This is a genomic window from Paracoccus alcaliphilus, from assembly GCF_028553725.1.
Lineage (GTDB): Bacteria > Pseudomonadota > Alphaproteobacteria > Rhodobacterales > Rhodobacteraceae > Paracoccus > Paracoccus alcaliphilus.
Window position 1 is genome coordinate 3,332,001 of sequence record NZ_CP067124.1, and the last position, 16,778, is coordinate 3,348,778.

The following is a 16,778-nucleotide window of genomic DNA, read 5'->3' on the forward strand; positions in this document are numbered from 1 at the left end:
CGCACGAAACACGCGCCTTTGGCGCAGGGCGCGGACGGGCCGGATGTCAAATCAGGGACGCAAACTGGAACAGGCGGCACGGGCGGCGTGGCTGTCGCATGTCGCGGGCAGAACCCAGGACGAAATCGCCGGGCTGATGGGCATTTCGCGCCAGACAGCACAGCGTCTGATCGCGCAGGCCATGGCCGAGGGGCTGGTCAAGATCCGCATCGATCACCCCTTTGCCCATTGCCTCGATCTGGCGCGCGACCTCTCGGCCCGCTGGAACCTGCGCCTGTGCGAGATCGCCCCCGCCGACGCCCCCGAATCCGGCGTCGCCCATCTGCTGGCCGATGAAATGGAGCGCTGGCTGCGCAGGCCAGAGCCGCTGACGCTGGCCATTGGCACCGGGCGCACGCTTCGCGCCGCGCTGGCCGAGCTGCCGCATATCGACTGCCCCCGGCACCGGATCGTATCGCTGACCGGCAACATCGCGCCCGATGGCTCGACCGCCTATTACAACGTGCTGTTTTCGCTGTCGGAACTGGTTACCGCCCGCAGCTTTCCGCTGCCTTTGCCGGTAATCGCCCCTTCCTCTGCGGAACGCGCCGCCATCACCGGTCAGCCCGGCATCCGCCGCGTGATCGAAATGTCGGCGCTGGCCGAGGTCGCCTTTGTCGGCATCGGCACGCTGGACCGGAATGCGGCGCTGATGAAGGACGGATTTCTGAGCGCCGACGAACTGGCCGCGCTGGTCCATGCAGGCGGCGTGGGCGAGATCACCGGCTGGGTCTATGACGCCTCGGGGCGGCTGATCGAGGGGCAAAGCAATGACCGCGTGGCCTCGGCCCCGATCCCGCCGCGAGACAGAACGCTGGTCGTCGGCGCCGCCTTCGGCACGCAGAAACTGCCCGCCATCCGCGCCGCCTTGCGGGGCGGCCTGATCAGCGGACTGATCACCGACGCCACCACCGGCGCCGCGCTGCTGGAATAGTCATTCCCAACGGAAGTTCGGCGGATTGCCCTTTGACAGGAACGCCTGATCGAGGCGAGGACTTCATCGGTGGTCTCCGAAAATTTCGATGTCACCGTCCTTTTCAGCTCCTGTCCCAGCTGGGAAACGGCAGCCGAGATCTCCAGCGTCAATCGGGCCGGTTTTCAGCAGGAAGGTCACTCCCGCTATCGCAGCACCCGTTCGATCAGACCGTGCAGGATCGCGCGGGCGGCGTCGCGGTCCGAGAGGCCCGGTGTCCATCTTGCCAGATCGCCCAGCAGCATCTTGCTGGCCACGCCATAGGCATAGGTGTGGGCGATGGCGACCAGCAGTTGCAGATCCTCGTCCTCGGCGATCGCGCCGGCGGATTGAGCGCGCGCCAGCATCCGCAGCATCACCTCGTGGATGGATTGCTCATACCGCGTCAGCGTCTCGTTTCCCTCGAACTGGCCGGCGGGCATCGAGCCGATGAAGCGGAACTCTCGGGGGTTGTTATGGGACCACTCGACATAGGCGTCGGCCAGCGCCGAAAACTGCGCGATCGGGTCGCCCGCATCGGCCGCGACGACCGCGCGCGTGCATTCGTCATGCAGCAGGATCATCGCATTCTCGGCCACCACCATCAGCAGATGACCCTCGTCGCGGAAAATCCGTCGCAGGGCATCTTCGCCGACCGACATGGATTTTGCCAGCTCTGCCAGGCTGGGCACCTGCCCCGTCCTGTCCATCAGGCTGGTCATGGCCTCGATGGCATCGGAACAGATATTGCTGCCGGGACGCGTGGCGGATGGCATGGCAGGGTCTCCAGTAGGTCTTGCCGGCCAAGGCCGGACGGCGAGCAAACCACACACCAGAAACGGACGAAAGACTGAACCGTACGGAACAGACGCAACGTTTCCACAACCATGCCGCCACGGACCGATGATGCAAGACAAATTGTTCATAACGCAATTGGTCGGGAACGATTGCGGCATGTCGTCCAATGATCCTGTCGGGATACGCCTTTTCAGGGGTGCGGAATACCTGACCAAAAAGTCAGGCTGACATAACGAACAAAAGTTAAGATAAGACTGACATTCCCTAGGGTGTGGGAATAAGTTGGACGGATTGCGGAGCGGTGATTTTCTTCCCATCCCCGGGTGAAGAGTTGGTTACGAGTGCTCTGTTCGTATTGAGTGACCGCGTTTCGCAATCCGTCCGCTGTTTCACGACCATTCCTGTTCGCGACGATTCCAGCTGTCTGGCAAAGTCAACGCGCTGAACAACGCAAGCTGTTGATAATACGTCATATTCGTATGGAAGCCGGGGGATCTTTGATGGTACCGCCTCCCCGGCTTGAACGGGGGACCTCTGGATCCACAATCCAGCGCTCTAACCAACTGAGCTAAGGCGGCACGGATGCGTTGTGTAAACCTGCCGCGTCCGGGTTGCAAGCCCGACTTGCCGGGATTTTGACAACAGGATAGAGAAAACCTGTCACAACAAGGAAGCGATCCGTGGGTATCAACAGCGAAAGCGAAATCGCCGCCAATCTGCAGGTCGGGCCGACCGATCAGGGCATGGTGCGCATCTATGTCGAGGCCCCGGGCGTCGATCTGCCGCTGGATTTCGACGCGGATGAGGCAACCGAAATCGCCGAGGAATTGCTGGCCGCCGCCGAAGTCGTCCGGGGGATGGGCAAAAAGGGCGGCAAGCCTAAAAAGCCCCGCCGCTGACCCCTTGCGGGTCCTGCAACCGGTGCAGGCGCAGGGCCGCCGCGCGCCCGAAATCCCGCATCAGCCGGTTGCGTCTTGCGCCGGCCAGTCGCGCCTCGGGCGCCATGCGCTGGATCTCGGCGCCATAGGGATCGGCCAGAATCAGACCGCTTTCCCCGGGCAGAAGTTCGGCCGGAAAATCGCAATCGACCGCCCAGAAATAGCGGTCGCACCAGTCCAGATAGCCCTGCCACTTGCGGTCCCCGGCAAAATCGGCGCGGCAACTTTTACATTCGATGATCCAGATCTCTCCCTTCGGGCCAAGGCTGATCAGATCGACGCGCAACCCGCGTGCGGGCACGAATTCGGGCAGAACCGCGTGATCCAGGCCGGCCAGCATCCGCGCCACGCCGCGCGCCAGCCTTTGTCCGGGCAAGGCCGGCAAGGGGATGGGTGGTTCATCGCACATGCCCGCATCCTAGAACAAACAGGAAACGTCAGACAAGGCTTTGCAGGTGCTTGAAAGCCCGGCGCGCGGGCCTTATCTGCATGCTTGGCGGGCTTCTGCTCTTCTCGCGTGCGGCCATTTTTCCACTGGCCTATAACTTTTCCGAGGGGGCTGGCTCTGACGTGACCCTGGTCTCGTTACCTGGCGCCCACCTGGTACTCCAGGCTTTCGGGAAATCTCGTGCCGTCGCGGTTGCTGCGGTTCCCGCCACCCTTCCCCACCATCGGCGCATACGCAAAAGGGCGACCCAAAGGGCCGCCCTTTCGAGAGAGACTCTGATCGAGGGAAGATCAGAAGCCGTAAACGATCGACACGCCCAGCTTGTTGTCGGTGCGGCTGGAAGCCCCGTCGGTGGCTTCCGTGTACTCGGTCAGATAGCTGACACGGGTTGCCAGCTGCTCGGTCATCGCGAAGTTGACTCCCAACTCGTTGGTCAGGCGGTAGGGCAGATCCCCGCCGGAATCCAAGTAGTCGGTGTCGTTGGTCAGGAAGATATTCTCGTTGAAGCGGTGATAGAGCCGCGACGAAACGATCCAGCCAAATTCCGAGTACGAGTCGCCGTTGAATTCCGGGCCGGTTTCGTATTTGCCATAACGGACACCTACACCACCCTGAACACGCCATGCGGTCGTGTCGTTGTTGATGACCCGGTAGCCCGGACCGACTGCCAGAATGCCGTCGCGACGCAGTTCATCGGGGCTCGCGATACCGTCGATGTTAAGGCTGCCCAGACCGAAGGCGTAGAACTGGTCGTTGATGTAATACATCGCGTCATAGATAGCCTTGACGCTTTCTTCTTCCTTGCTGCCGTCGTCGTTCTCAGTGAACTCGATCAGCAGGCCGACAGTCTGCGCCCATTGCGGCGTAGCGTAGGACACGCGCCCACCGATCAGCAAATCCTGGTTGTCGGTACCTGACTCAGAGTTGCTGCTGCGGCCGGTATAGCTCAGCGACATCGAGCCCGACAGGCCCTGACGACGCTCGGCCGGACCAAAGCGGTAAGCGTCGCCGCTGCGGGCAAAATCGTCCTCGACATCGTCCTGAACGTCGGTGATGGCGCGATCAACGTCGCCAAGGCCGGTCACATTGCCGCCGGTGGCGAATTCGGTTTGCGCGTAGGCAGGCACGGACAGAGCGGCCAGAATGGCGGCAGTGCCAAGAAGCTTCACTTGTTTCATCTCGTGTTTCCTCATGAACTCGAGTTTCGTATTGGTGGCCTTGTCAGTGCCACTGCATCGCTGCTGAGGGATGAATTAATCCGAAGCCCGTCCGGTTCAAAGGCCTGCGAAAAACACGGAAAACTCGCAAATTCGTGAGAGATCGGGCGCGGCTGTAACAACGGCGGGAAAGCGCCGAAATATATTTGTGATGGCCGTTTTCGGAACTTGCTTGACCCAAAGGTAAGTCCAGAGAAACGGCTGATAAAATCGCGACATCAAAACCGCGCCGTTCAGGGGCTGAATCGCATGCTAATGAAACAATTGCGTGACTGGTTAAAATTTAGGCAGTCTTAGCATGGCGCGGAAGGCACAATTCTGTTGCACAATCGACACGGCGCAGGGGCGTTATCGGCACGCTCTCACAGTTCAGCGATCCCTGGAACGGGTCGCAGGCACGCGGATCGCCAGCGCCGGCGCGCCCATCCGGGGCATGCGTTGCCGCCGCCCGCCCCGGGGAGGGGGCGAATCGGCCATGCGCATGATGACGAAAGCGAACTGGACCCCGGAAAAGACGATGCCGTTGAAGATCACCAGCATCGCCACCGCCAGCCAGCCGATCAGGGATGACAGGATCAGATGCCGCAGGTGCGCGACATCCAGCCAGATCAGCAAGGCGGTGAACAGTGCCGCAAGGGCAAAGCCCAGAACGATACTGCGGATATAGAGGCGGACCAGCGGCTGCATTGCACGGCTCTCCGAACAGGGGGAAAAGCCATGATAGCGCCGCGCGGCCCGGTGGGAAGGGGTCATTCCGTCACGGAGGGAAAGGCGTCGGGGCGCATCTCTCGTGCGACGTGATCCAGCACCGCATTGACGAATTTCGGCTCGCGGCCTTCGGGAAAGAACGCTTCGGCCAGCCGCACATATTCGGTGATGACCACCTTGGGCGGGGTGGATGGCCGGGTCAGTTCGGCCCCGGCGGCCCGGAACAGCGCCCGCAGCACCGGGTCGATCCGGTCGATGGGCCATTTCGCCACCAGCCCGCGATCCGTCGCCTGATCAATCTTCGACTGCCACGTCACCACATCGTCGATGATGCGCGAGAACAACGCCTCATCGGCCTCGGGGTGGGGGCCGGATTCATCCTCGACCCCGATGCGATAGCTGAGGAATTCACGCTGGACGCGATCGGCGCCCTGCCCTGCGGCCTCCATCTGGAACAGCGCCTGCACAGCATAGAGCCGCGCGGCGGAACTGAGCGCGCGACGATCAGGGCGGGTCGGTTTTCCGGTCGTGGTCATGCCCGTCCCGGTCCTTCCAGTTCTCCGGCCAGCCGGATCAGGTCGGTCTCCTGCGGCGGCGCGGTGTCGCGACCGCGCCCCGTCCAGCGCCGTTTCAGCGCGATCAGATGCAGCGCGGCGGCGGCAGCGCCCCCGCCCTTGTTCTGCCCGGCGGGATCGGCGCGAACCTCGGCCTGCGCCTCGTTCTCGACCGTCAGGATGCCGTTGCCGATGGCCAACCCCTGCAAGCCCAGAAGCGTCAGCCCGCGAGAACTGTCGTTGCAGACGGTGTCATAATGCGTCGTCTCGCCCCGGATCACGCAGCCAAGCGCCACGAATCCGTCGTAATCCGCCTGCCGCCCGGCGATACCGATGGCGGTGGGGATCTCCAGCGCGCCGGGAACCTCGACCAGATCGACGGTCGCGCCTGCGGCCTCGGCCACGGCACGGGCACCGGCAATCTGATTGTCGGCGATGGTCTTGTAATAGGGCGCAACCACGATCAGCAGCCGCACCGGATCGTCGAAACGGGGCAAGGGCAATTCGTGATGCTGGGTATTCGAGGCCATGTCTCAGTCCTTCGGGATAGGCCGGGTGGAATGGATCGAAAGTCCGTAGCCGTCAAGCCCCACGATCTTCACCGGCACCGAATTGGTCATCAGTTCCAGTTCAGACAGGCCAAGCGCCGACAGGATCTGCGCGCCGACGCCATATTGACGCAGCGTATGGGGGCCGGCCTCGCCACCCGGACCGATGGTGTTGTTCAGGTCGCGGATCAGCACCACGACGCCGCGCCCCTCGGCGGCGATGGCGCGCATCGCGGCAGGCAGGCTGCCGGCATCCTCGCGCCCGATGCCCAGCACGTCATGCAGCGGGTCCAGCGCGTGCATCCTGACCAGCACCGGCCCCGGCGCGGCCAGATCGCCCTTGGTCAGCACAATATGTTCAGCGCCCTGAATCTCGTCGGCAAAGATGCGCATCATCCATTCGCCGCCGTGGATCGAGCTTACCGCCTGCTGCTTGCGTTCCGCGATCAGATTGTCATGGCGGCGGCGATAGCGGATCAGATCGCTGATCGTGCCGATCTTCAGCCCGTGCCGCTGCGCGAAGGCGATCAGGTCGGGCAGCCGCGCCATGGTGCCGTCCTCGTTCATGATCTCGCAGATCACGCCCGAAGGGTTCAGCCCGGCCAGCCGGGAAATATCGACGGCGGCCTCGGTATGACCCGCGCGGACCAGCACGCCGCCATCGCGGGCACGCAGCGGAAAGACGTGACCGGGCGAAGCGATATCCTGCGGCCCGCTGCCCGGATCAATGGCAACACCGACGGTGCGGGCGCGGTCATGGGCGGAAATGCCGGTGGTCACGCCTTCGCGGGCCTCGATGGACATGGTGAAGGCGGTCTCGTGACGGCTGGAATTCTTCGGGCTCATCAGTTGCAGCCCCAGCGCGTCGATCCGCTCGGGCGGCATCGCAAGGCAGATCAGCCCGCGACCATGCGTCGCCATGAAATTGATCGCATCGGGCGTGGCCATCTGGGCGGGGATGACCAGATCGCCCTCGTTCTCGCGGTCCTCGTGATCGACAAGGATGAACATCCGGCCATTGCGGGCATCCTCGATGATCTCTTCGGTCGAAGAAATCGCGTCCGACATGTCACGCTCGACCGGACCGGGTTTTTCATACTGCATCTGGCATTCCTTCGAAATACTGTCGCCCCCTGCCGCCGCCGGTCACGACGCCGCGCCCATCTCGGCCAGCCGCGCGACATAGCGCGCCAGCGTGTCGATCTCCAGGTTGATGCTGTCGCCTGCGCGCGCATCGCCCCAGGTGGTGACCTCTTGCGTATGCGGGATCAGGTTGATGCCGAAACGGTTGCCCTCGACCTCGTTCACCGTCAGCGAGGTGCCGTTCAGCGCCACCGAGCCCTTGGGCGCGATGAACCGCGCCAGTTCCGGCGGTGCGGCGAATGTCAGGCGCAGGCTGTCGCCCTCGTCATGCATCTCGACGATGGTGGCCACGCCATCGACATGGCCGCTGACGATATGGCCGCCCAACTCGTCGCCGACCTTCAGCGCGCGTTCAAGATTCACGCGCTGCCCGACCGCCCAGCCATTCGCGCCGATATTGGTTTTCGACAGCGTCTCGGCCGAGACATCGACATCGAACCAGTCCGCGCCCTTGGCCACCACCGTCAGGCAGACGCCGTCGCAGGCGATCGAGGCGCCGATGGCCACGCCCTCCATGTCATAGCCGCAACCGATCCGGGCGCGCATGTCGCCCCGCGCCTCGACCGCCATGATTGTGCCGATATCGGTGATAATTCCCGTGAACATCCGCTGCCCTCGTATCCTTTTCCCGACCTAGGGCATCCACATGCCCCGTGCAAGCGGTCAGCCGCTCATGCAGCCGCCCTGTCCAAACAGACAGCATGGTCATCGCGATGTTATGCTGGCATTATCCCTGATTGCGAGTCATTCCCTGTTTTTGCGCCGCCGGTTGGCGCGTCACCGGAACCGACCAGTCAGGACCCGAGTCTGCGCATGTTTCACACGCCTGTCGCCACCCGGCTCGAGGACGCAGGATCGGCCATGACCGATGCCCCGGCGAATGGGTCACGAGTCTTTCTGATGTTGCAGGGGCCGCACGGGCCGTTCTTCAACCAGTTGGCCGGGCTTTTGCGCGATGCGGGGGCGACGGTCTGGCGCTGCGGCTTCAACGCGGGCGACGAGTTCTTCTGGTCCGACAAGGAAAAATTCATCCGCCACGAGGGCACGCAGGACGACTGGCCCGACCATCTGCGCCGTATCGCCGACGACAAGGGCGTGACCGATATCGTGCTTTATGGCGATGTGCGCCCGATCCATGCCGCCGCCCGCGCGCTGGCCAGCGCGCGCGAATTGCGGCTGCATGTGTTCGAGGAAGGCTATCTGCGCCCCTACTGGATCAGCTATGAACGCGGCGGCTCGAACGGCAATTCGACGCTGATGCATATCCCGCTGTCGCAGATGCGCAGCGTGCTGCGCGACACATTGACCGAGATCCGCCGCCCGCCCGCCAAATGGGGCGACATGCGGCATCATAAGTTCTATGGCGCCTTCTATCATTTTCTGGTGCTGGTGGCGAACCGGCGTTACCGCGCCTATCACGGACATCGGGCGATTTCGGTACTGCAAGAGTTCCGGCTGAACCTGCGCCGTCTGGTGCTGGCGCCGGTCTATAGCGTCCAGCGCTCGTTGCAGTGGCGCCGATTCCGCCGCAGCGGCTCTCCCTATTCGCTGGCGCTGATGCAGTTGGAGCATGATTCCAACTTTCTTGGCCATTCCAGCTTTCGCCACAATTCCGAATTCATCGAGATGGTGGTCGAGGAATTCGCCCGTTCCGCGCCGCATCACCATCACCTGCTGTTCAAGGCCCACCCGCTGGAGGATGGCCGCGCCCGCAATCTCAGTTCGATCCGCAACGCCGCCCGCCTGCATGGCATCAGCGACCGCGTGCATTACCTGCGCGGCGGCAAGCTGGCCGAGCAGCTGGGGCAGGCCCGTTCGGTGGTCACGGTCAATTCCACCGCAGCCCAGCAGGCGCTGTGGCGCGGCATCCCGGTCAAGGCGCTTGGCAATGCCGTCTATGACAAGCCCGGCATCGTCTCGGATCAAAGCCTGCGCGATTTCCTGATCCGGCCCAAGACGCCCGACGCACAGGCCTATCGCTGCTTTCGCGACTATCTGTTGCAGACCAGCCAGATTCCGGGCGGGTTCTATTCCGCACGCTCGCGTTCCCATGCGCTGCGTCTGGTCAGCGATCTGATCCTGGCACCCGACGACCCGTATGAATCGCTGGCTTCGGGACATGCGACCCATCGGCATCAACTGGCGGATTCCGAAAACTGATCGCATGATATTATGGAAACCGGGGCGAAGTCGCGCTAAGGTCCGGTTCATTAATAAAAACAGACTTCCATGGACAGGAGATCTTGAGGTGACAGCGCTGATGCCCCTGGGCGGGCTTTACCGATTGACGATGCTGGCTGCGCTCTGTCTCGTCACTGCCTGCGGTCTGCCGCGTTCCGGCCCGACCAAGAAAGAGATTTATTCGGGCGCCGTCGAGCGGGGCGGGAATACCCATGTCATCTATGTGAATGACCATGTGGCCCGGGCCAGCAATTTCGCCGCCTCTTATGGTTTCTCCAACAGCTTCCGGCAGGCGGCGACCGTGGGCGCCGACGAGATCCGCGCAGGCGATGTGCTGGGCCTGTCGATCTGGGAAAACGTCGATGACGGGCTGCTGACCTCGCTTGGTACCAGTTCGACCGACCTGACCGAGATTCAGGTGGACAGCGGCGGTTATATCTTCGTGCCCTATGCCGGGCGCATCCGGGCGGCAGGCAACACGCCCGACCAACTGCGCAACATCATCACCGAACGCCTCAGTTCGCAGACGCCCGACCCGCAGGTCACCGTGGCCCGCGTGGCGGGCGACGGCGCGACCGTGTCGGTGATGGGCAAGGTCAACGGACAGGGCGTCTATCCGATCGAGCGTCCGACCCGCAGCCTGTCGTCCATGCTGGCGCGTTCCGGCGGTGTGTCGATCGAGCCCGAGGTCGCGGTCGTCACCGTCAAACGCGGCAATGATTCCGGCAAGGTCTGGCTGACCGATCTGTATGCCAGCCCCTCGAACGACATCGCACTGCGCCCCGGCGACGTGATTCTGGTGGAAGAGGATCAGCGTTCCTTCACCGCCATCGGCGCCCTTGGCGGCCAGACCCGCGTGCCTCTGGGCAACGAGATGATCAACGCCATCGAGGCCGTGGCCATGGTTGGCGGGCTGAGCACCAACCTGGCCGATCCCACCGGCGTCTTCATCCTGCGCGACGAGCCGGAATCGGTCGCCAGCCGGGTGCTGGGCAAGCCGGTCGTGGGCTCGCAGCGCATGGCCTATGTGCTGGACCTGACCCGTCCCAACGGGCTGTTCCTCGCCCGCGACTTCCTGATCCGGGACGAGGATACGATCTATGTCACCGAAGCGCCCTTCGTTCAGTGGAACAAGCGTCTCTCGGCGATCACAGGCGGCATCAGTTCGGCCGATTCCGTGGCATCCTTCGGCAATTAAGGTCGTCATGCCGCCGACAACAGATCCGGTCGCCGGGGGGATTCCCCGGCGGCTTTTCGTTTACAACGGCGGTTTCTGGACCAAACCCCGGCTGCGGCGGATCCTGTCGCTGGCCGGGTGGCAGATCGCCGCCGGCCTGCCCCGACGCGGCGGTGCCATCGGCATCTGGGGGGCCAGCCCGACGGCTTGGCGCGGCCGCCATATCGCGCAGCGGCGCGGCGTCGATCTGGTCACGGTCGAGGACGCCTTCCTGCGATCCGTCCTGCCCGGGCGGGCCAAGGGTGCGCTGGCGCGGCGCGGTCCTATCGGATTGCTGATCGACCCCCACGGGCTGCATTTCGATCCCGGCCGCCCTTCGCTGATCGAGCATCTGATCCACGATCCGCAAACCGCCACCCTGACCGATCAGGCACGGCTGGGCATCGACCGGCTGCGGGCGCTGGATCTGTCGAAATACAACGCCCACCGGCCCGATCTCGATCCGCCCGGCAGCGGCTATGTGCTTGTGATCGACCAGACGCGGGGCGATGCCTCGCTGATGGGTGCGGGGCGCGATCTGTTTCTGCGCATGCTGGCGGCGGCGCGGGCCGAACATCCGGGCAAGCCGCTGGTGATCCGCAGTCACCCCGAAACCGCCGCCGGTCTGCGCCTCGGCCACCTGACCCCCGCAGACCTGCAACCGGGTGAAACCTTTTGCGACGGGCCCATCTCTCCATGGAAGCTGGTCGGCCAGGCGGCGGCGGTCTATGCCGTCAGTTCGCAACTGGGATACGAGGCGCTGCTGGCCGATCATCGTCCGCGCCTGTTCGGACAGCCCTTTTACGCCGGCTGGGGCCTCAGCGATGACGAATTTCCGCTGCCCGCCGACCGCCGCGGCCGGGCCACACCCGAATTGCTGTTCGCCGCCAGCCATCTGCGCGCGCCGGTCTGGTATGATCCCTGCCGCGATGCGCTGACCGATTTCGACGGCGCGCTGAACCAGATCGAGGCCGAAACCCGCGCCTTCCGGCAAGACCGCGACGGCCATCTGGCCTATGGGATGCGGCTGTGGAAACGCCCCTTCATCGCCCACATCTTCGGGAATGGGCGCGGCGTGCGCTTTACCCGCCGCCCCTCGCCCGATGTGACGCTGGCATGGGCGGGCAAGGCCGCCGAGACCCCCGGCGCGATCCGGGTCGAGGACGGCTTCCTGCGCTCTCGCGGGTTGGGGGCGGCGCTGATCCCGCCCCTGTCGCTGATCGCCGACGATCTGGGCATCTATTACGACCCGACCCGCCCCAGCCGACTGGAGCATCTGATCGCCGCCCCGCCGCCTCCGGGCGCCACCGGGCGCGCCCGCCGCCTGATCGACATGATCCGTCAGGCGCGGCTGTCGAAATACAATCTGGTGGGCGACCCCACCCCGCTGCCGCCCGGCGATGGCCCGCTGATCCTCGTGCCCGGTCAGGTCGAGGATGACGCCTCGATCCTTCTTGGCGCCGGGGTCGAGCGCAGCAATCTGGCGCTGCTGGAACGGGTGCGGGCGGAAAACCCCAAGGCACGGGTGATCTACAAGCCGCATCCCGATGTCGAGGCCGGGCTGCGTCCCGGCGCCGTTCCGCCCGCCGATCTGGCGCGCCTGACCGATGCGGTGGCCCGCCATGCCGACCCGATGGCGCTGCTGGATCAAATGGATGCGGTCTGGACAATGACCTCGACGCTGGGGTTCGAGGCGCTGCTGCGCGACCTGCCCGTTACCACACTTGGCGCACCCTTCTATGCCGGTTGGGGACTGACCCGCGATCTGGGTCCGGTGCCCGAACGCCGTCAGGCGCGACCGGGGATCGAGGCGCTGGCCCATGCCTGCCTGATCGCCTATCCGCGCTATTTCGATCCGGTCTCGGGCCTGCCCTGCCCGGCTGAAATCGCGGTGCTGCGGCTGACCGACCCGGCGCTGGCGGCAGGCGGTCCCGCGCTGCGTTTGCTGGCCAAGGCGCAGGGGCTGATGTCGGGGCACAGCTGGATCTGGCGGCGCTGACCGGGCCGAAGGTCCGGGCCGCGGTGGCGGCCCCCTCGATGGGGGCCGTCAGCGCGATCCGGCCTGCCAGCGATGGAACAGATCGCCGCCGATGCACCGCGTCTCGATCAGATCGAAGCGCGGCGCATCTGCCAGCCGCTCCAACCCCATCGCCGCCACCGCCGCGCTGCCATCGCCACCCAGCGCAACCCCGGCGGTATAGCCGACCAGCTGATCCACCAGCCCCGCCTTCAGCAGCGATGCGGCCAGCATGCCGCCGCCCTCGCAAAACACCCGCGTCAGCCCCCGCGACCCCAGTTCCGCCATGAAATCCGCCGGATCGCCCGCGACCTGCCACAGCGGGCCATGCGCCGCATCCTCGGGCGGCAACGCAGGCAGGGGCTGCGCCGACACGATCACCCGCACCGGCTGCCGCACCGCGCCGAAACCCCGCACGTTCAGCGCAGGCAGGTCGGCCCGCGCCGTGCCGCCGCCCACCATCACCGCGTCATGGGAAAACCGCAGCGCATGGACATGCGCACGCGCGGCGGCTCCGGTGATCCACCGGCTTTCTCCTGATGCCGTCGCGATGCGTCCGTCGAAACTGGTCGCCAGCTTCAGCGTCAGCAAGGGCCGCCCGCGCGTGATCCGGCCAAGAAACCCGGCCTGCAAGGCCCGCGCCTCGGCCTGCCGCACGCCTTCCGTCACCTCGATCCCCGCCGCGCGCAGGATCGCGTGGCCACGGCCCGCCACACGCGCATCCGGGTCGGTCAGGGCCGAGACCACCCGCCTGATCCCCGCCTGCACCAGCGCCTCGGCGCAGGGCGGTGTGCGGCCGTGATGGGCGCAGGGCTCCAGCGTGACATAGGCGGTGGCGCCGCGCGCGCCCTGCCCCGCCTGATCCAGCGCCATCCGTTCTGCATGGGGTCGCCCGCCGGGTTGTGTCCAGCCGCGCCCCACGATCCGGCCATCCCGGACCAGCACGCAGCCCACCGCCGGGTTCGGCCAGACATTGCCCAGACCCCGCCGCGCCAGACGCAACGCATGGGCCATATGGCGCGCGTCGTCGTCAGACCGGGGCATCACCCGCTGATATGGCTGGGACGCAGTTCCGATACGAACTTGTCGAAATCGTCCGCATCCTGAAAGTTCTTGTAAACGCTGGCAAATCGCACATAGCCCACGTTGTCGATCCGCGACAGCGCCTCCATCACGATCTCGCCGATCATCTTCGAGGGAATGTCGGTTTCACCCGTGCTTTCCAGCCGCCGCACGATGCCGCTGATCATCTGCTCGATCCGCTCAGGCTCGACCGGGCGTTTCTGCATGGCGATACGGATCGAGCGGGCCATCTTGTCGCGGTCGAAATCCTCGCGGCGGCCATTCGACTTGACCACGACCAGATCGCGCAGCTGCACCCGTTCATAGGTGGTGAAACGGCCACCGCAGGCAGGGCAGAAGCGACGCCTGCGGATTGCGACATTGTCCTCGGCCGGTCGGGAGTCCTTGACCTGCGAATCGACGTTTCCGCAAAACGGGCAGCGCATGTTCTTGTCCCTTCGGCCCTGATATCCGCAGCGACTATAGGAGGGACCGCATGGCTTGGGTAGCCTTATCCACAGGCCACAAGATAGGCTGTCACGAACCTGTGACCTGAAAGTCGCGTTGAGACCGGCAAATCCGTCGCAAGATCAAGCCATTGCCGCCCGGGCCAGCCCAAATCAGCCGCGTTTCCGCGATCGCTTGTTGCCGCCGCGCTGCCCGGCCCTGCCCGCCGTCGAACGGCCCGAGGCGCGTGTGGCCTCTTCCGCTGCCGCCTCGATCGCGGATTGGCGGGCCAGAGGGTCGTCGGCCACGGCCAGTTCGACCGCCTCCAGCCGCTTGACCTCGTCGCGCAGACGCGCGGCTTCCTCGAATTCCAGATTCTCGGCGGCCTTGCGCATCTGCACCCGCAGCGCCTCCAGATGCGCGGCAAGGTTGGCGCCGACCAGCGGCTTGTCCACCCTGGTGGTGATGCGCGACTGGTCGGTATCGCCCTGCCACAGCCCCGCCAGCACATCATCGACATTCTTGCGCACGGTCTGCGGCGTGATGCCGTGTTCGACGTTATACGCCATCTGCTTGATACGCCGCCGTTCGGTTTCGGCCATGGCACGTTCCATGCTGCCGGTGATCTTGTCGGCATACATGATGACGCGGCCATCGACGTTCCGCGCCGCCCGGCCGATGGTCTGGATCAGCGAGGTCTCGGAGCGCAGAAAGCCTTCCTTGTCCGCATCCAGAATGGCCACCAGCCCGCATTCGGGAATATCCAGCCCCTCGCGCAGCAGGTTGATGCCGATCAGCACGTCGAAGGCGCCCAGACGCAAGTCGCGCAGGATCTCGATCCGCTCGATCGTGTCGATGTCGCTGTGCATATAGCGCACGCGGATGCCCTGTTCATGCAGATATTCGGTCAGGTCTTCGGCCATGCGCTTGGTCAGGGTGGTGACCAGCGTGCGCATTCCGGCGGCGCTGACCCGGCGCACCTCGTCCAGCAGATCATCCACCTGCATCTCGACCGGTCTGATCTCGATCTGCGGGTCCAGAAGGCCGGTCGGGCGGATCACCTGTTCGGTAAAGACGCCGCCGGTCTGGTCCATCTCCCATTGCTGGGGCGTGGCGCTGACAAAGACCGATTGCGGGCGCATCGCGTCCCATTCCTCGAATTTCAATGGCCGGTTGTCCATGCAGCTTGGCAGGCGGAAGCCATGTTCGGCCAGCGTGAACTTGCGCCGGAAGTCGCCGCGATACATGCCGCCGATCTGCGGCACCGAGACATGGCTTTCGTCGGCGAATACGATGGCATTGTCGGGGATGAATTCGAACAGCGTTGGGGGCGGCTCGCCCGGGGCGCGGCCGGTCAGGTAACGGGAATAGTTCTCGATGCCGTTGCAGACGCCGGTGGCCTCCAGCATCTCCAGATCGAAATTGGTGCGCTGTTCCAGCCGCTGCGCCTCCAGCAGCTTGACCTCATCAGTCAGCTGCTTCAGCCGCTCGGCCAGTTCCTTGCGGATGCCCTTGATCGCCTGCTGAAGCGTCGGGCGCGGGGTGACATAGTGGCTGTTGGCATAGATGCGGATCTGCTTGAACGTGTCGGATCTGGCGCCGGTCAGCGGGTCGAATTCGGTGATCGATTCCAGCTCGTTGCCGAAGAAGTCGAAACGCCATGCCCGGTCTTCGAGGTGGGCAGGCCAGACCTCGACCACATCGCCGCGCACGCGAAAGCCGCCGCGCTGGAAGCTGGCGTCGAGGCGGCGGTATTGCTGCGCCACCAGTTGCCCCAGAAATTCGCGCTGGTCATAGCTGTCGCCCACGACCATGTCCTGCGTCATCGCCGAATAGGTCTCGACCGAGCCGATGCCATAGATGCAACTGACCGACGCCACGATGATCACGTCGTCGCGTTCCAGCAGCGCCCTTGTGGCCGAGTGACGCATCCGGTCGATGGCCTCGTTGATCTGGGATTCCTTCTCGATATAGGTGTCCGAGCGCGCGACATAGGCTTCGGGCTGGTAATAGTCGTAATAGCTGACGAAATATTCGACCGCGTTTTCGGGAAAGAAGCCCTTGAATTCGCCGTAAAGCTGGGCCGCGAGGGTCTTGTTCGGGGCAAGGATGATGGCGGGGCGCTGCGTCGCCTCGATCACCTTGGCCATGGTATAGGTCTTGCCGGTGCCGGTCGCGCCCAGCAGAACCTGATCGCGTTCACCATCCGTCACGCCCTTCGCCAGTTCGGCGATGGCCGTGGGCTGGTCGCCCGCCGGCTGGAATTCGCTGTGCATGACGAAGCGTTTGCCGCCTTCAAGCTTGGGGCGGCTCACTTCTGGAAAGCGCGCTGTCGGCGCATTGGTGTTGTTGTGAGCCATCGGGCATCCTTCATGCGACAGACCCTAGAAGGTGTGTCCGCGCGCGCGAAAGTCAACCGGGCTGCTGACGGAAAACGTCAGCAGATGTGACGCAAGCAAGGGGGCTGCCTGCCCCCGTCGCCGTTCCGGCGACTCCCCCGGGGATATTTG

Annotated in this window: 16 protein-coding genes and 1 tRNA gene; 5 read left to right on the forward strand and 12 right to left on the reverse strand. The window is 64.6% G+C overall.

Going from position 1 to position 16,778, the window contains the following annotated elements; all coding sequences use genetic code 11:
• Positions 1–43: 43 nt before the first annotated feature.
• Positions 44–973, forward strand: a complete 930-nt coding sequence (locus JHW40_RS17280; RefSeq protein ID WP_090615491.1) for a sugar-binding transcriptional regulator — start codon at positions 44–46, stop codon at positions 971–973.
• Positions 974–1,158: 185 nt separating this feature from the next.
• Here JHW40_RS17280 and JHW40_RS17285 read toward each other — a convergent pair whose 3' ends face one another.
• Positions 1,159–1,767 carry a TetR/AcrR family transcriptional regulator gene (locus JHW40_RS17285; RefSeq protein ID WP_090615497.1) on the reverse strand — a complete coding sequence of 203 codons (609 nt, stop codon included), beginning with the start codon at positions 1,765–1,767 and terminating at the stop codon, positions 1,159–1,161.
• 523 nt (positions 1,768–2,290) lie between these two features.
• Positions 2,291–2,367 (reverse strand) — tRNA-His (locus tag JHW40_RS17290).
• A 102-nt stretch (positions 2,368–2,469) separates the two neighbouring features.
• Between JHW40_RS17290 and JHW40_RS17295 the strand changes: the two genes are divergently transcribed.
• The gene (locus tag JHW40_RS17295) at positions 2,470–2,688 is read left to right on the forward strand and encodes a DUF6324 family protein (protein ID WP_090615500.1); all 219 of its coding nucleotides are present in this window, start codon (positions 2,470–2,472) and stop codon (positions 2,686–2,688) included.
• Here the strand turns inward: JHW40_RS17295 and JHW40_RS17300 are convergent.
• The 7 genes from JHW40_RS17300 to JHW40_RS17330 all read right to left on the reverse strand — a co-directional run bounded on the left by JHW40_RS17300 (position 2,669) and on the right by JHW40_RS17330 (position 7,951).
• A complete protein-coding gene (locus JHW40_RS17300) occupies positions 2,669–3,136 on the reverse strand; it encodes an MmcB family DNA repair protein (RefSeq protein ID WP_090615503.1) in 468 nt (155 codons plus the stop codon). The genes JHW40_RS17295 and JHW40_RS17300 overlap by 20 nt on opposite strands.
• Positions 3,137–3,465: 329 nt before the next feature.
• The gene (locus JHW40_RS17305) at positions 3,466–4,353 is read right to left on the reverse strand and encodes a DUF481 domain-containing protein (RefSeq protein WP_090615507.1); all 888 of its coding nucleotides are present in this window, start codon (positions 4,351–4,353) and stop codon (positions 3,466–3,468) included.
• A 408-nt stretch (positions 4,354–4,761) separates the two neighbouring features.
• A complete protein-coding gene (locus JHW40_RS17310) occupies positions 4,762–5,079 on the reverse strand; it encodes a hypothetical protein (RefSeq protein WP_090615511.1) in 318 nt (105 codons plus the stop codon).
• Between the two features lie 62 nt (positions 5,080–5,141).
• Positions 5,142–5,636: a transcription antitermination factor NusB gene (nusB, locus tag JHW40_RS17315; protein ID WP_090615514.1), complete on the reverse strand. Its 495-nt coding sequence runs from the start codon at positions 5,634–5,636 to the stop codon at positions 5,142–5,144.
• Complete coding sequence (locus JHW40_RS17320; RefSeq protein WP_090615519.1) at positions 5,633–6,184, reverse strand: 6,7-dimethyl-8-ribityllumazine synthase; 552 nt, start codon at positions 6,182–6,184, stop codon at positions 5,633–5,635. Before JHW40_RS17320 ends, nusB begins: the two co-directional genes overlap by 4 nt.
• Before the next feature lie 3 nt (positions 6,185–6,187).
• On the reverse strand, positions 6,188–7,306 hold the full coding sequence (gene ribB / locus JHW40_RS17325) for a 3,4-dihydroxy-2-butanone-4-phosphate synthase (protein ID WP_090615522.1): 1,119 nt from the start codon (positions 7,304–7,306) through the stop codon (positions 6,188–6,190).
• Between the two features lie 42 nt (positions 7,307–7,348).
• Positions 7,349–7,951 carry a riboflavin synthase gene (locus JHW40_RS17330; protein WP_090615525.1) on the reverse strand — a complete coding sequence of 201 codons (603 nt, stop codon included), beginning with the start codon at positions 7,949–7,951 and terminating at the stop codon, positions 7,349–7,351.
• 255 nt (positions 7,952–8,206) lie between these two features.
• On the opposite strand from JHW40_RS17330, the gene JHW40_RS17335 reads away from it, so the two are divergent.
• The 3 genes from JHW40_RS17335 to JHW40_RS17345 all read left to right on the forward strand — a co-directional run bounded on the left by JHW40_RS17335 (position 8,207) and on the right by JHW40_RS17345 (position 12,741).
• Positions 8,207–9,505: a capsule biosynthesis protein gene (locus tag JHW40_RS17335; RefSeq protein ID WP_090615529.1), complete on the forward strand. Its 1,299-nt coding sequence runs from the start codon at positions 8,207–8,209 to the stop codon at positions 9,503–9,505.
• Positions 9,506–9,605: 100 nt separating this feature from the next.
• Complete coding sequence (locus JHW40_RS17340; protein WP_244519306.1) at positions 9,606–10,724, forward strand: polysaccharide biosynthesis/export family protein; 1,119 nt, start codon at positions 9,606–9,608, stop codon at positions 10,722–10,724.
• A 7-nt stretch (positions 10,725–10,731) separates the two neighbouring features.
• The gene (locus JHW40_RS17345; protein ID WP_090615533.1) at positions 10,732–12,741 is read left to right on the forward strand and encodes a capsular polysaccharide biosynthesis protein; all 2,010 of its coding nucleotides are present in this window, start codon (positions 10,732–10,734) and stop codon (positions 12,739–12,741) included.
• A 48-nt stretch (positions 12,742–12,789) separates the two neighbouring features.
• Here the strand turns inward: JHW40_RS17345 and ribD are convergent, their stop codons facing one another.
• From ribD to uvrB, 3 genes are all read right to left on the reverse strand, one after another.
• Complete coding sequence (gene ribD / locus JHW40_RS17350) at positions 12,790–13,773, reverse strand: bifunctional diaminohydroxyphosphoribosylaminopyrimidine deaminase/5-amino-6-(5-phosphoribosylamino)uracil reductase RibD (protein WP_090615625.1); 984 nt, start codon at positions 13,771–13,773, stop codon at positions 12,790–12,792.
• A 29-nt stretch (positions 13,774–13,802) separates the two neighbouring features.
• Positions 13,803–14,267, reverse strand: a complete 465-nt coding sequence (gene nrdR / locus JHW40_RS17355) for a transcriptional regulator NrdR (protein ID WP_090615537.1) — start codon at positions 14,265–14,267, stop codon at positions 13,803–13,805.
• A 174-nt stretch (positions 14,268–14,441) separates the two neighbouring features.
• A complete protein-coding gene (uvrB, locus tag JHW40_RS17360; RefSeq protein WP_090615540.1) occupies positions 14,442–16,628 on the reverse strand; it encodes an excinuclease ABC subunit UvrB in 2,187 nt (728 codons plus the stop codon).
• Positions 16,629–16,778 lie beyond the last annotated feature (150 nt).

What these genes read in the sequence shown, in the direction of transcription:
- JHW40_RS17300 (WP_090615503.1), bottom strand. Translation starts at nt 3,136, where the DNA reads ATGTGCGATGAACCACCCATCCCCTTGCCGGCCTTGCCCGGACAAAGG.
- ribB (WP_090615522.1), bottom strand. Translation starts at nt 7,306, where the DNA reads ATGCAGTATGAAAAACCCGGTCCGGTCGAGCGTGACATGTCGGACGCG.
- ribD (WP_090615625.1), bottom strand. Translation starts at nt 13,773, where the DNA reads ATGGCCCATGCGTTGCGTCTGGCGCGGCGGGGTCTGGGCAATGTCTGG.
- JHW40_RS17345 (WP_090615533.1), top strand. Translation starts at nt 10,732, where the DNA reads ATGCCGCCGACAACAGATCCGGTCGCCGGGGGGATTCCCCGGCGGCTT.
- JHW40_RS17335 (WP_090615529.1), top strand. Translation starts at nt 8,207, where the DNA reads ATGACCGATGCCCCGGCGAATGGGTCACGAGTCTTTCTGATGTTGCAG.
- JHW40_RS17340 (WP_244519306.1), top strand. Translation starts at nt 9,606, where the DNA reads ATGCCCCTGGGCGGGCTTTACCGATTGACGATGCTGGCTGCGCTCTGT.
- JHW40_RS17320 (WP_090615519.1), bottom strand. Translation starts at nt 6,184, where the DNA reads ATGGCCTCGAATACCCAGCATCACGAATTGCCCTTGCCCCGTTTCGAC.
- uvrB (WP_090615540.1), bottom strand. Translation starts at nt 16,628, where the DNA reads ATGGCTCACAACAACACCAATGCGCCGACAGCGCGCTTTCCAGAAGTG.
- JHW40_RS17330 (WP_090615525.1), bottom strand. Translation starts at nt 7,951, where the DNA reads ATGTTCACGGGAATTATCACCGATATCGGCACAATCATGGCGGTCGAG.
- JHW40_RS17310 (WP_090615511.1), bottom strand. Translation starts at nt 5,079, where the DNA reads ATGCAGCCGCTGGTCCGCCTCTATATCCGCAGTATCGTTCTGGGCTTT.
- JHW40_RS17285 (WP_090615497.1), bottom strand. Translation starts at nt 1,767, where the DNA reads ATGCCATCCGCCACGCGTCCCGGCAGCAATATCTGTTCCGATGCCATC.
- JHW40_RS17305 (WP_090615507.1), bottom strand. Translation starts at nt 4,353, where the DNA reads ATGAAACAAGTGAAGCTTCTTGGCACTGCCGCCATTCTGGCCGCTCTG.
- nrdR (WP_090615537.1), bottom strand. Translation starts at nt 14,267, where the DNA reads ATGCGCTGCCCGTTTTGCGGAAACGTCGATTCGCAGGTCAAGGACTCC.
- nusB (WP_090615514.1), bottom strand. Translation starts at nt 5,636, where the DNA reads ATGACCACGACCGGAAAACCGACCCGCCCTGATCGTCGCGCGCTCAGT.
- JHW40_RS17280 (WP_090615491.1), top strand. Translation starts at nt 44, where the DNA reads ATGTCAAATCAGGGACGCAAACTGGAACAGGCGGCACGGGCGGCGTGG.